Origin of the sequence: Aureimonas sp. AU20, assembly GCF_001442755.1 — a bacterium.
In the GTDB taxonomy this organism is placed as follows: Bacteria; Pseudomonadota; Alphaproteobacteria; order Rhizobiales; family Rhizobiaceae; genus Aureimonas.
The window spans coordinates 422,179-433,976 of record NZ_CP006368.1; the positions used below are offsets into that span (position 1 = coordinate 422,179).

At 67.8% G+C, this 11,798-nt stretch carries 10 protein-coding genes; 1 reads left to right on the forward strand and 9 read right to left on the reverse strand.

Translation table 11 applies throughout. The annotated features are described in order from the left end of the window. Window positions 1–35 precede the first annotated feature (35 nt). A complete protein-coding gene (locus tag M673_RS18840; RefSeq protein ID WP_061978231.1) occupies window positions 36–1,376 on the forward strand; it encodes an aspartate aminotransferase family protein in 1,341 nt (446 codons plus the stop codon). A gap of 41 nt (window positions 1,377–1,417) precedes the next feature. Here M673_RS18840 and M673_RS18845 read toward each other — a convergent pair whose 3' ends face one another. The 9 genes from M673_RS18845 to M673_RS18885 all read right to left on the reverse strand — a co-directional run bounded on the left by M673_RS18845 (window position 1,418) and on the right by M673_RS18885 (window position 11,798). Continuing rightward, on the reverse strand, window positions 1,418–2,509 hold the full coding sequence (locus M673_RS18845) for an SPL family radical SAM protein (RefSeq protein WP_061978232.1): 1,092 nt from the start codon (window positions 2,507–2,509) through the stop codon (window positions 1,418–1,420). A 178-nt stretch (window positions 2,510–2,687) separates the two neighbouring features. Then, window positions 2,688–3,614, reverse strand: coding sequence for a manganese catalase family protein (locus tag M673_RS18850; RefSeq protein ID WP_061978233.1), 927 nt, complete (start codon window positions 3,612–3,614; stop codon window positions 2,688–2,690). Window positions 3,615–3,737: 123 nt separating this feature from the next. Further along, complete coding sequence (locus M673_RS18855; protein ID WP_061978234.1) at window positions 3,738–5,057, reverse strand: HlyD family type I secretion periplasmic adaptor subunit; 1,320 nt, start codon at window positions 5,055–5,057, stop codon at window positions 3,738–3,740. Then, complete coding sequence (locus tag M673_RS18860; RefSeq protein ID WP_061978235.1) at window positions 5,054–6,784, reverse strand: type I secretion system permease/ATPase; 1,731 nt, start codon at window positions 6,782–6,784, stop codon at window positions 5,054–5,056. The genes M673_RS18855 and M673_RS18860 overlap by 4 nt, the downstream gene beginning before the upstream one ends. Before the next feature lie 251 nt (window positions 6,785–7,035). Next, window positions 7,036–8,169, reverse strand: coding sequence for a polysaccharide pyruvyl transferase family protein (locus tag M673_RS18865; RefSeq protein ID WP_062119294.1), 1,134 nt, complete (start codon window positions 8,167–8,169; stop codon window positions 7,036–7,038). A gap of 80 nt (window positions 8,170–8,249) precedes the next feature. Next, complete coding sequence (locus tag M673_RS18870; RefSeq protein ID WP_061978237.1) at window positions 8,250–9,521, reverse strand: glycosyltransferase; 1,272 nt, start codon at window positions 9,519–9,521, stop codon at window positions 8,250–8,252. Then, window positions 9,518–10,204, reverse strand: coding sequence for a class I SAM-dependent methyltransferase (locus M673_RS18875; protein WP_061978238.1), 687 nt, complete (start codon window positions 10,202–10,204; stop codon window positions 9,518–9,520). The genes M673_RS18870 and M673_RS18875 overlap by 4 nt, the downstream gene beginning before the upstream one ends. Further along, window positions 10,201–11,073: a SapC family protein gene (locus tag M673_RS18880; protein ID WP_061978239.1), complete on the reverse strand. Its 873-nt coding sequence runs from the start codon at window positions 11,071–11,073 to the stop codon at window positions 10,201–10,203. Before M673_RS18880 ends, M673_RS18875 begins: the two co-directional genes overlap by 4 nt. Continuing rightward, window positions 11,070–11,798 carry a SapC family protein gene (locus tag M673_RS18885; protein WP_061978240.1) on the reverse strand — a complete coding sequence of 243 codons (729 nt, stop codon included), beginning with the start codon at window positions 11,796–11,798 and terminating at the stop codon, window positions 11,070–11,072. Before M673_RS18885 ends, M673_RS18880 begins: the two co-directional genes overlap by 4 nt.

Below are 11,798 nucleotides of genomic sequence, written 5' to 3' on the forward strand. Positions count from 1 at the left end.
GCCCATTCTGGCGCGACCCTGTCCGGAGACGCGTCATGACCATTCACACCCGCCCCAACACGCCCTCGCTCGACAGTTTCTGGATGCCGTTTACGGCCAACCGGCAGTTCAAGCAGGCGCCGCGTCTCCTCGTCTCGGCCGAGGGCATGCGCTACACCGATATGGAGGGCCGCCCGGTGCTGGACGGCACGGCAGGCCTCTGGTGCGTCAATGCGGGCCATGGCCGCAAGCGCATCGCCAGCGCGGTGGAGCGCCAGCTTCTGACGCTGGACTATGCTCCGACCTTTCAGATGGGCCATCCCATCGCCTTCGAATTCGCCGAGCGGCTGGCCGCTATGGCGCCGGGGCCGCAGGGCGGCAAGCTCGACCGCATCTTCTTCACCGGCTCGGGCTCGGAATCGGTCGACACCGCGTTGAAGATCGCGATCGCCTACCAGCGCGCCATCGGCCAGGGCACGCGCACGCGCCTGATCGGCCGCGAGCGCGGCTATCACGGCGTCGGCTTCGGTGGCATCACGGTGGGCGGCCTCGTCAACAATCGCCGCGTCTTCCCGCTCCTGCCAGGTGCCGACCATCTGCGCCACACGCATGATCTGGCGCGAAACGCCTTCACCAAGGACGGGCTGCCCGAACACGGCGCCGATCTCGCCGACGATCTGGAGCGGCTTGTGGCTCTGCACGGGGCGGAGACGATCGCGGCCTGCATCGTGGAGCCGGTGGCGGGCTCGACCGGCGTCCTCCTGCCGCCCAAGAACTATCTCGAACGGCTGCGCGCGATCTGCGACCGGCACGGCATTCTTCTCATTTTCGACGAGGTCATCACGGGCTTCGGGCGGCTGGGCAGCCCGTTCGCGACCGATCATTTCGGCGTGGTGCCCGATCTCGTGACCACCGCCAAGGGCCTCACCAACGGCGTCATCCCGATGGGCGCGGTGTTCGCCAGCCGCAAGCTGCACGATGCGCTGATGCAGGGGCCGGAAGGCGCGATCGAGCTGTTCCACGGCTACACCTATTCCGGCCACCCCGCCGCCTGCGCGGCGGGCCTCGCGACGATGGAGATCTACGAGGAGGAAGGCCTTCTGACCCGCGCCGCCGACCTGGCCGGCACCTGGTCCGACACGATCCACGGGCTTCGCGGCCTGCCCCATGTCATCGACATCCGCACGATCGGCCTCGTCGCCGGCATCGAGCTTCAGCCGCGCGAAGGCGCGCCGGGAGCGCGGGCTTACGAGGTCTTCGTGGAATGCCTGAAGCGCGGGCTTCTGATCCGCGTCACCGGCGACATCATTGCCCTGTCCCCGCCGCTGATCGTGCAGGCGGAGGAGATCGCCGAAATGGCCGACACGCTCGGCGCCGTGATCCGCGCCACGGGCTGACCGACTTTCGGACGGCGGGGCCTGCCCTCGCAGTCCGCCCGTCAGGTCCAATACAGGATGCGGCCGGTCGGCAGCTTGGCGGCGAGTTCGCTGGTGAAGAAGCCGCGCAGGGCCGCCATGGTCGGGGCGTCGTAGACCTGCTTCACCGCGCCGAAGCGCGTGCGTTTTTCGCGACGGTCCTGTCCGCTCATGTCGAGATCGGAGCCGGGATACCAGCTTTGTAGAACCGCCTTCGAGCCCGGCGTGTAGCGATGGGTGATGAGTTCCACCGTCAGATCGGCCGTCTCGGGCGCGTCGCCCAGCACAGCGGCGATGTCGCCGATCAAGGTGCCATAGGCCTCGCGCCAGCCCTCGGCGGCGATGATTGGCGCGATCGTGAGGCCGATGGGATAGCCGGCGTCTGCCATTCGGCGCAGCGCCAGAAGCCGCTCGCCGACCTTGGCCGTGCCGCCCTCGAACCGCCCGAAAGCCGCGGGGTTCAGCGAGGCGCGCATGCGAGTGCGGCCGCGATGGTCGAGCTCCAGCAGCGGCTCGACCCCGGCGAACTTGGTGGTGAAGCGCAGTTGCACGTCCGCGTCCCACTTTCCGAAGCGGGTGATGAGCGTCGAGAGCGAGCCTGTCACCGGTTCGATCGCCAGCGGATCGGTGTAGCAGGAGGCCTCGAAGGTCGTCCCCTCGCCTGCCCGCGCGTCGCTTCGCGAGGTCACCATGCCCTGGCCGAGATAGCGCGGCAGGGCGGCGGAGATGTCGTCGAGATTGGCATAGACGCGGGTGATCGGCGGCCCTTTCAACGAGCCGGCGAGATAGCAGTAGCTGCAGTGGGCCGGGCAGCCTTCGGCAAGGTCCACCCGCCAGTCGGCACTCGGCGCGATCGGCTGGAGCTTCAGCTTGGAGGGCGGGGCGACCACGACCGCGAGGGTCGACTTGGCGGCGGCGTAGCCGCGTTTGGGATCGGCGGCGCGGTCCAGCGGCAGGCGATCCGTGGCGAGGCGCTCGACGGCAAGGCCGAGACCTTCAGCCCGCTCGGCGATCGCCCGGCCATGCGCGTGCGCCAGCGCAGAGGCGGTGACCAGGACTCGGCGGGGAAGCCAGAGGCCTTTTGGCCGGGAAGCGGATCGGGGATCGTGCAGCATGTCGGTCAACCTCGGAAGGTCCGGCCCGTTCGCCCAGTGAGACAAAGCCGCGCGGACCCGGCCCGGCGCGCTCTCCACCCAAACGAAAGCGGCCCGGATGGGGAAACCCGCCGGACCGCTTCGATGGTTCGTGTGATCGGCGGCGGGACTGGCCGCCGCCTGTCTCAGAGGCCGAAAATCAGCGCGATGCCTTATAGAGCTTCTGCGCGATCTCGAACATTTCTTCCGGCGCGTAGTCCGGCGTGAAGGCCGAAGGCACGCCGGTCAGCTGGTGAATCTTGCCGCCCTCGGGATGGCCGTCGACCACTTCGAGTTCGCCCTGCGGATCGTCGGGCAGGGCGACCTCGCCATTGCCCCAGATGCCCGCCATTTCCTTGTAGTCGTTGGGGCTGAACGTATAGAGCCGGCGATGCGAGCCTTCGTCCAGATACTTCTGGCATTCCGGGATCTTGCTGAGCGGAATGTTCGGCGTCGGCAGAAAATCCTTGATCTTGACGCCGGTGATCTTCTCCAGCGCCAGGGCGTAGGCATGTGCGTGGACGGAGCCGCGCACCAGAAGATAGCCGCAGACCTCGCGGCCTGTCGGATCGGTCAAGGTCTCGTAGACCCGCAGCTTGTGCAACCGCGCGCCGCATTCCAGGTGGAAATTGTGGAGAAGATCGACCACGACATTGCCGGTTGTCGTGACGAAGTCGTTGTTCCATGAAATGCCGTTGGAATTGACCGGCATCGCACCGCCGCCGGCCGACAGGAAGGCGGCCGCGTTGCGCATGTCCTTCATGTCAACGAAGGGCGCGCCCGAGATGTCGCCGCCGTCGCCCTTGTCGCCGTTGGGCTTGTCCGGCCCGTTGGCGAGCATGGCGACGCCGTTCGATACCAGTTCGACATGGCCGAGCTCTTCGGCCGTAATGGATGCGACCAAACTGTAGAACGGTCGCAGCTTGTCCTTGGAGCGGAAGTTGAAGCTCTGGAACATGTAGTTCCCGAGCGTGGACATCTCGCCATATTTGCCGCCGAGCAGTTCCTGAAGCGCGGCGGCGGCATTCGGGTCGGCCCGTTTCGGGGCGGGTAGCTCAGCCTGAAGCTGATCGACACGCATGAACATGATGGCACTCTCCGTTGGTCACAGGTCCAACGGAAGCTTATCCCGGGTGTTCCGCTCCAAACGTCATAGTCGCTTACGGTGTTCGTAGGGGGGACGCGACTTTGCCTTCGCCCGGCCGCCGTCTCACCGCTCGCGCAGGGATTCCTCCAGATTTTCGAGAACCGGCGCGATGAGATATTGCAGCACGGTGCGCCCCTTGGTCGGAATGATCACCGCCGCCTCCATGCCCGCGACGAGCTTCTCGCGAATGTCGGGGGGAATGCTGTCGCCGTCGATCGCCACTTCGATCGAGTAATAGGCGGGAACCTGCGGATTGGCGTCGACGATCGCGTCGCGCGAGACGTAGCGCAGCGTTCCGGTCAGCTTTTCGCGCCGATATTTCATCAAGGCGTTGAGATGGATCTCGACCGCCATGCCCTCGCGGATGCGGTCGATGTCGGCCGGCAGGACCTTGGCCTTGAGGCTGAGATCGTCGGACTGGGGCACCACGTCGAGCAGCGGTTCGCCCGGCCGCACCACGCCGCCCACGGTGAAGACGCGCATCTGCTGCACCGTGCCGGTGACGGGCGAGCGGATGTCGGTGCGCGACATCTGATCCAGCGCGATCTGGCGCTCCTGCCGGAACTGCGCGATCTGCTTGCCCGTCTCGACCAGGGCGTTGGCGGCCTCCTGCCGGTAGTCCTTGCGCAGGGATTCCCGGCGAAGGGCGATCTCGGCGATCTTGTCCTTGGCCTTCTGAACGTCGTTGCGCGCCTTCTTGATGGAGCCTTCCAGAAGGCCCTTCTGGCGCTCCAGCGCGGTGACGCGGCTGACGGCGACGAGGCCCTTCTCGAAGAGGTGGCGCAGGCCCGTCAGTTCCTGCACGAGGCTGGCGATTTGGTCGTTGGCGGTCTGCGTGTCGAGCCGGGCCTGTTCAATCTCGTTGCGGACCTGCTTTTCCTGCACGTCGAGAAGCTCCAGCCCGCCGTTCAGCACCTGACGGCGGCTTTCGAACTCGCGGTGATTGTCGTCGATCGCGGTGGAGTCGGAGCCGCGCAGAAGCGAGGTCGCTTCCTCGGGAATGACCATGTAGTCCTTGAGGTCGCGCTGCGCGATCTGACGCGCTTCGGTGGCCAGCGCGTTGGCGAGGCCCTTGGCCGCCGCCGTCGCGGTGGCCTGCGTGCGCGTCAGCTCCAGCCGGATCAAGGTCTGGCCGGCTTCCACCAGATCGCCGTCCCGCACGAGGATTTCCGAGACGATGCCGCCCTCGAAATGCTGGACGGTCTTGCGATAGGACTCCACCGAGAAGGCGCCGCTGACGACCACGGCCGCGTTGATATGGGCAAAGGCGGCCCAGCCGCCGCAGACGCCGACGCCCAGCGCCAGGATGATGTAGCCGGTGCGGATCGCCGCGCGCCAGTCCGTGTTGGGTTTGGGCGCCCCGAGGGCGAGATCGACGCTCACAGCCGCGCGACCCTCGGCTCGGGCTGCAGCACCAGCGGCGGCGGCGTGCCGCGCAGGCGCGGCAGGCGGCTGAAGATCTGCTCGCGCCCGCCCATGGCCTGGACCGTGCCTTCGTTCAGAACAAGAAGATCGTCGCAGAAGGCCAGGAGGCTGACGCGGTGCGAGACGACGATCACCGCCGCCCCGTCGTCGCGCATCGCCTGCATGGTGCGGCCCAGCACCTGCTCGGCCGGCGCGTCGAGATTGGAATTGGGCTCGTCCAGAACGAGAAGGCGCGGCCGCCCGTAGACGGCGCGGGCCAGCGCCACGCGCTGGCGCTGGCCGCCCGACAGCGTGTGCCCGCCGGCGCCCAGCCGCGTGGAATAGCCATCCGGCAGGCCGCGGATGATGTCGTGAATGCCGGCCAGTTCCACCGCGTCGAGGATCTTCTCGCTGGTGGAGGCGGGGTCGAAGCGGGCGATGTTCTCCGCGATCGTGCCGGGCAGGAATTCCACGTCCTGCGGGATATAGCCGATATGGCGGCCGAGATCGTCCTCGTTCCAGTGCTGGAGGTCCTGCTCACCGAACACGACCGTGCCCCGGCGCACCTTCCAGATGCCGACGAGCATCCGCCCGAGGCAGGACTTGCCCGCCCCGCTCGGACCGACGACGCCGAGGATGCGGCCGGGATGCAGGGTGAAGGACACGTCGTTGATGATCGGCTTGTCGGTGCTCGGCGGCCCGCCGACGATGCGCGAGACGGTGAGCGGCCCGCTGGGCGGGGGAAGTTGCACATGCTGGCGCTCGGCGCCCACGGTACGCAGAAGGCTGTCGAGCCGCTTGGCGGCGAGCCAGAAGGACTGGATCGAGCTCCAGTTGTTGATGATGTACTGCAGCGGCCCCTGGGCGCGCATCATCATCATTAGAACGACGAACAGGATGCCGATATGGATCTGGTTCGCCAGAAACAGGAAGCCGCCGACCCCGTAGACGATGATCATCTGGCCGTTCTGCACGATGCGCGGCACGAGGCCGAGGCGCGAGGCGCGAGACTGCGCGGCCGCGCGCCAGCCGACACCCTCGCTGTGCAGGTCGTACCAGCGGTTGGTGACGGTCGGCAGCATTCCCATGACGCGCACCGTCTCAGCGTTGCGCGACACGGCGAGGCCGAACTCGTTGGCTTCGTTGTCGAGCCGCTGCGCGGCCTTTAGATGGCCGGCGACGAGATAGTGCGTGGAAACGGAGACGAAGGCCGAGAAGCCGAGAAGGCCGAGCGTCAGAAAGCCGAACGCCGCGCTCATCGAGAACATGACGATGACGAAGAGCGGCGACCAGAAGGCGTCGATCAGGGCCGAGAGCGATGGGCCGCAGAGGAAGCGCCGCGTGGTCTGGAGATCGGCCAGCGCCTGCGCGGGCGAACCCGTGCCGAGCCGCCGCTCGCGGTTGAAGGCGTCGAAGCAGATGCGCGTCAGCTTCTGGTCGATCACCGTTCCCATGCGCTCCAGCACCTGCGAGCGCACGACTTCGAGCAGCGTGTAGGTGACCGTCACCACCACGGCGAGAAGGATGAGCGTAACGAGGGTGGAGGCGTTCCGGCTCGAACCCACGCGCTCCATGATGCTCATGGGGATGAAGGACATGCCCATGAACAGGAACGGAAAGAAGAAGCCGAAGGCCAGCAGCACGAGATAACCGTAGGAGAACTCGCGCAGGATGCCGAGCAGCGGCGAGGTGGAGGCGACGCTCATGGCGCGACGCTCATGGCCGGTGCATCCGGGCGGGGGCGGCGGGCGTGCGGACAGGACTGGGCGTCAAGCTCCGACCCTTTCCCGCCTTGCTGCCGCCGGGTGCGCATGGACCGGCTCCCCCTCCTGTCGCGGCCCGTTCGCCGCGAAATTCCTGTCGCCTTTTCCGAACGGAAGAAGGTCTAGCTTACCATCGCAGAAGAGTCTGAAAGGCAGCTTAAGCGCCCCGTCGCTCCCGCGAGGCGTGGGCGTCCTCACATGCGCGAGGGAACGCCGTTCTTTTCGATGAAGGCCTTCATCCGGTCGTAGCGCTCGGAAAAGAGCGATTGGAACCGGTCGAAGCGCCAGGGAGCGAAGGCGTCCTTCAACGTCTGTCGCTCGAACTCCTCGGGCGTATAGATCGGCAGGTCGAACGTCTCCGCCAGCTCGCGCGAGCGCGTGTCGTAGGAGAACAGGACGCCCGGCACGCCGACCGCGACCGCCGGTAGAACGGCGTGGACGCGGTAGCCGAGCGCGGCGTCGAACTGCGTGGCGTAGAGGTCGTAGTCGTCCGGCGCGCCGACGTAATAGAGGCGGCGCTCGTAGAGATCGCGCAGCACCCGGCCCGTGGTCTCGTCGAACCAGCCTTCCGCCACGAGCTTGGCGGTCGCCGCCTCCATGTGCTTGGGCACCTTGAAGAAGAAGGCCTTCTCCTCCGGCTCGCCATGGCAGGAAAGGAAGAGGTCGGAGGCCAGCGCCAGCTTGGCGATCATGCGCTTCTGCGTCGCCTGGAAGGCGGCGGGATCGACCGCGTAGGTCGAGCCGACCTCGCGCCGCAGGCTGAAGGTGACGCGCTTGGGCCCGTCGCTCGCATGTTTGAGCGCCATGGTTCGGTCGAGGCCACGGAAGATCGACGGGCAGCCGACGATTTCCAGATTGTGGATGCCGTTGCGATGCAGCGTCTCGGCGCTGTAGGCGCCGCGAACGCCGATCGACGGCGTGCGATCGGCGATCGCCTGCCAGACGCGCCGCCCCTCGGTCGGCAGGATGATCGGGCGCTCCCGCTCCGCCTGCGCGCCGACGCCGATGCACAGAACCGGCAGGTTCAGCGCCTCGATCCAGGCGAGGAAGTGGCCCCAGTCCATATCCTCGTGGATATAGTTGGAGCCGCGCAGGAGGATGAAGTCGCAATTGGTCTTCAGCCGGTGCAACTCGGCATCGGTGACCGGCTCGTCGATATTGAGGAGATGGCCCTCGCTATAGTCCACCACCCGCAAGGTCGAATCGTAGACGCAAATATCGCCGGTGTTGTAATATTTCTCCAACGTGTCCTGAAAAGGAACGTCGAACCAGACAGCCTTGTGGTTGTTCAACCTGCGTCCGGAATACTTCACAAGGGCTGCGCGCATGTCGTTCACCTTGGGACGCCGGTCCCGTCAAGAATTCGATCGATGATGCCGAAGAGAGATTAAGTTTTTATCGAACCCGCTCAGCCGAGCGGCCAGACGCCGGGTTGAGGACGATCTGTCGCGCCGCCGGTGGGCCGGGGCGAGGCGCCCGTCACCAGCCGTTCCATCCGGGGCAGGCTGACGCGCCGGAGATCGAAGCGGCGGCGGATCGTCTCGCGCGCCCGGCGGCCCATTTCGGCATGGCGCTCGGGCGCGCGCAGCACCCGCAGCAGCGCCTCGGCCAGCGCGTCTGGCGAATGGAACGGTACGAGAATTCCGTTCTGCCCGTCGATCACCTCGCGCACGGGCGGCGTGTCTGAGGCGACCAGGACGCAGCCCGTCGCCATGGCCTCCAGGCAAGACCAGGACAGCACGAACGGATAGGTGAGATAGGCGTGGACGCGCGACACGCGCAGAACGTCGAGATAGTCCTCGTAGGGCAGATGGCCGAGGAAGTGGACGCGCTTGAGATCGAGGCCGCCGGACACCTCGTCCAGGAAGATCTGGTGCCAGGTCTTTCCCGAAGGCGCGCGCTGGCCGTAGGACACGCCGAATCCGCCGACGATCACCACCCGCGCCTTGGGCCGTTCCGCGAGAACGCGCGGCAGGGCGCGCATGAAGACGTGATAGCCGCGCAGGGGCTCCAGATTGCGGTTCACGAAGGTGATGACCTCGTCGTCCCGCGACAGGAGCGTGCCGTCCTCCAGCCGGCAGCGCGCCTCCGGCCGGGGGCGCACATGGTCTGTGTCGATGCCCTCGTGTGCTACGGCGATGGAGGAGCCGAGCGCGGGCGGAAAGGTCGAACGCTGCCATTCGGTCGGCGTGATGGCGAGATCGGCCTCGGCTAGCGCCAGGAGAGTCATGGCGTTGCGCGCGCGCAGCGACACCGCACCGTCGAGGCCGAGGGCGGGAAATTCGGGGTCGAAGTTCACGTCGGACTGTTCGGTCCGGTAGAAATATTCGCAATAGACCACGAGGCGCGCGCCCGGAAACACCGCGCGCAGCGGCAGCGCCTCGCCCCAGCCGCTGTGGACCACCACGAGATCGGGCGAAAAGCCTTCCGACATCAGCATGGCCGCGACATAGAGAACCTGCTCGGCGCGGCGCGTTTCGAGATCGAAACGGCGCGCGAAGGGATGGGTCGCGCCGACATCGGCCATCTGCAGGGAGTAGCGATGCAGCGTCACGCCGCGCACCGGCCGCGCGCCGTCGGCGCCGATCGCCCGCACTTCGTTGGCGGGGTCGGCGGCCAGATGTTCGGCGAGGTGGCGGAACTGGGCCGGGAAGTTGTTGTGGACGAAGAGGATCTTCATGAAGCGGCGGCGCGCGCGTCGCCGCTGCTTCCGCCCTCGCCCTCGCCCTCGCCTTCCGGGCCGAGCAGTTCAACTTGCTCGGTACGGCCGAAATCGCCGCGCAGCTGATCCAGCCGGCAGCCGGGCTTGAGGCACAGCGCCCAGAGGGCGAACCGGCCACGCGACAGGCGCACCTCGGCAAAGCCGCTTTCCAGCACCAGCCGCGCGAGGCGCGACAGGGTGAAACCGGTGCGATGGGTCATGAAGCCGAAGCCCGCCTCGATCGAGGGCCCGTGCCCCCAGAGCATGTCGAGCGGCGTCACCGGGCCGGCCGCCGAGGGATAGGCCACTTCGTCGATCCCATGCTCGACGATGAAGCGCGCGATTTCCTCGACATCGGGACAGGTGATCAGCGCGAAGCCACGGGGGGCGAGGACGCGGGCGAACTCGCTCAAGGCGAGCGGCACCTCGTGCGAGGGAAGATGCTCCAGATTGTGCGAGGACCAGAGCGCGTCGAAGCTGGCATCGCCCACGGCATGGCGCATGTCCACCATGCTGGCCAGAATGTCGGGCTGCACCTTGGGCTCCACATCGAGCCGCACCTCGCGCCAATGCGGCCCGCGAAAGGCGGGGTGCAGCTTGCCGGGATGGGCCGGGCCGCTGCCGACATTGAGGACATGGCGGCGGATCAGAGCGGAGCTCATGCCGCCGCTTCCTGTTCGAGCTCAGGGGCAAGTGGAGCAAACTCGGCGCCGAGCACGACGTCGCCGAGATCGAACAGGTCGCTTCCGTCGAGCGCGAAGTCCATCTCCTCCAGGCTCGCGAGCATGAAGTCGGCGGGATCGCTGGCGATGGCCACGGCCTTGGGCGGCGGCGCGCCGAGCGCGCGCGGCTCGGGCTTGGGAAGGCGCTCGGGCCGCAGGTGGCGGCGCGAGAACAGCATGGCGCCGGCGAGATCCAGCGGCAGGAAAGACTGGCGCGCGAGGCTCGCCACCACCGGGTTGCCCAGCGCGGCGAAGGCGCTGGCATCCACCGTCCAGTCGCCCCGGCTTGCACCGGCATCGTCCACGATCGGCACCAGCACGCCGGCGATGCGCAGGAGCTCCAGCGCCTGCGACAGGCGGGCGCGGCCCGAGCGCGTCATGTGCAGCGTGTTGCGGATCGCCATCATTTCCGGCCCGAGCTGGCCGGTGGCGAGATCGACCGAGATCGGCGCGCCCTGCGCCCCGAGCAGACCTGCGCCGGGCACGAGCACATCGATCTCGTCGATCGGCCGTTGCGCCTCGCGCTCCGCCAGCACGAAAGGATAGGTGCGAAGGGCGATCGGCAGGTAGCCGAGGCGCCAGGCGCCGTCCGGCTCCATCGCTGGCCGAACGAGATCGGCCTCCGCGACCAGCGCACCCAGCACCGGCTCGCCGCCTTCGATGCGCACGACCAGCGGCAGGTGATGGGCGGTCAGGAGATATTCTGTGTCGTTGACCGCGACGAAGCCGGCCTCCAGCGCGAAGCGAAAGGCGCGCGGCGCGCTATAGCGCTGGCTCGCGAAGGCAAGAAGCGGAACCGCGCCCGTCATGCCGCCGCGCTCCGCGCCGAGGCCGCGCGCGCCTGCGCCAGAAGCGCGCCGGCGCGAAACAGGGACAGGCGGTGAAGCCCGAGCAGCCGGGCGGCCACCACGCCGAACTCCTCCATCACCGGCGCCAGGGCCGGCGTGTCGAAAACGCGCGGTGCGACCACGAGAAGATCGGTGATCTCGCAGCGGCGCCCGCCGCCGAGATCGAAGGCCAGCGTCCAGGGCTCGAGGAAGCCGCGCACCGCCAGCGAGAGCGAAAGGGCGCGCGTGCGCGCGAGATCGCGCTCGAAGATTTCCAGCGCGCGAAGGCGCAGTTCCGCGCCGCGCGAGAGCTTGCCCTCGGACGTGGCGATCGGCGCGCCGGCGTCCGTCACCTCGTCGGCGCAGGCCGTGTCCAGCATCAGCCGCCGACCCGGCCGCCCGGCCTCCGCCGGGTCGGCGGGCAGGGTCAGCGGATAGGCCTGGAATATGAGCGGCAGCAGCGCCAGCGCGCGCTCGGTGCCCGGCGGGAAGCCGGTTCCATCCTCCATCAGCGTGCGCAGGACGACCAGTTCCGGGCCGCTCTCGCGCGCCTGCCAGATCAGCGGAAAGGTCGCGGCCAGCCGCTCGGCCTCCGCCGCCACGACCGGCACGACGCGCGACTGGCGCGGCAGCGGATAGGCGAAGGGCGAGAAGATGCGCGAGGCCATCAGCTCGGGCGACAGGGGGCGGGGCGCCTCGGCCAACAT

Bases quoted from the DNA above. Each gene is read 5' to 3' on its own strand.
- M673_RS18870 (WP_061978237.1), bottom strand. From the start codon at position 9,521: ATGAAGATCCTCTTCGTCCACAACAACTTCCCGGCCCAGTTCCGCCAC.
- M673_RS18885 (WP_061978240.1), bottom strand. From the start codon at position 11,798: ATGTTGGCCGAGGCGCCCCGCCCCCTGTCGCCCGAGCTGATGGCCTCG.
- M673_RS18850 (WP_061978233.1), bottom strand. From the start codon at position 3,614: ATGTTCATGCGTGTCGATCAGCTTCAGGCTGAGCTACCCGCCCCGAAA.
- M673_RS18875 (WP_061978238.1), bottom strand. From the start codon at position 10,204: ATGAGCTCCGCTCTGATCCGCCGCCATGTCCTCAATGTCGGCAGCGGC.
- M673_RS18880 (WP_061978239.1), bottom strand. From the start codon at position 11,073: ATGACGGGCGCGGTTCCGCTTCTTGCCTTCGCGAGCCAGCGCTATAGC.
- M673_RS18845 (WP_061978232.1), bottom strand. From the start codon at position 2,509: ATGCTGCACGATCCCCGATCCGCTTCCCGGCCAAAAGGCCTCTGGCTT.
- M673_RS18860 (WP_061978235.1), bottom strand. From the start codon at position 6,784: ATGAGCGTCGCCTCCACCTCGCCGCTGCTCGGCATCCTGCGCGAGTTC.
- M673_RS18865 (WP_062119294.1), bottom strand. From the start codon at position 8,169: ATGCGCGCAGCCCTTGTGAAGTATTCCGGACGCAGGTTGAACAACCAC.
- M673_RS18840 (WP_061978231.1), top strand. From the start codon at position 36: ATGACCATTCACACCCGCCCCAACACGCCCTCGCTCGACAGTTTCTGG.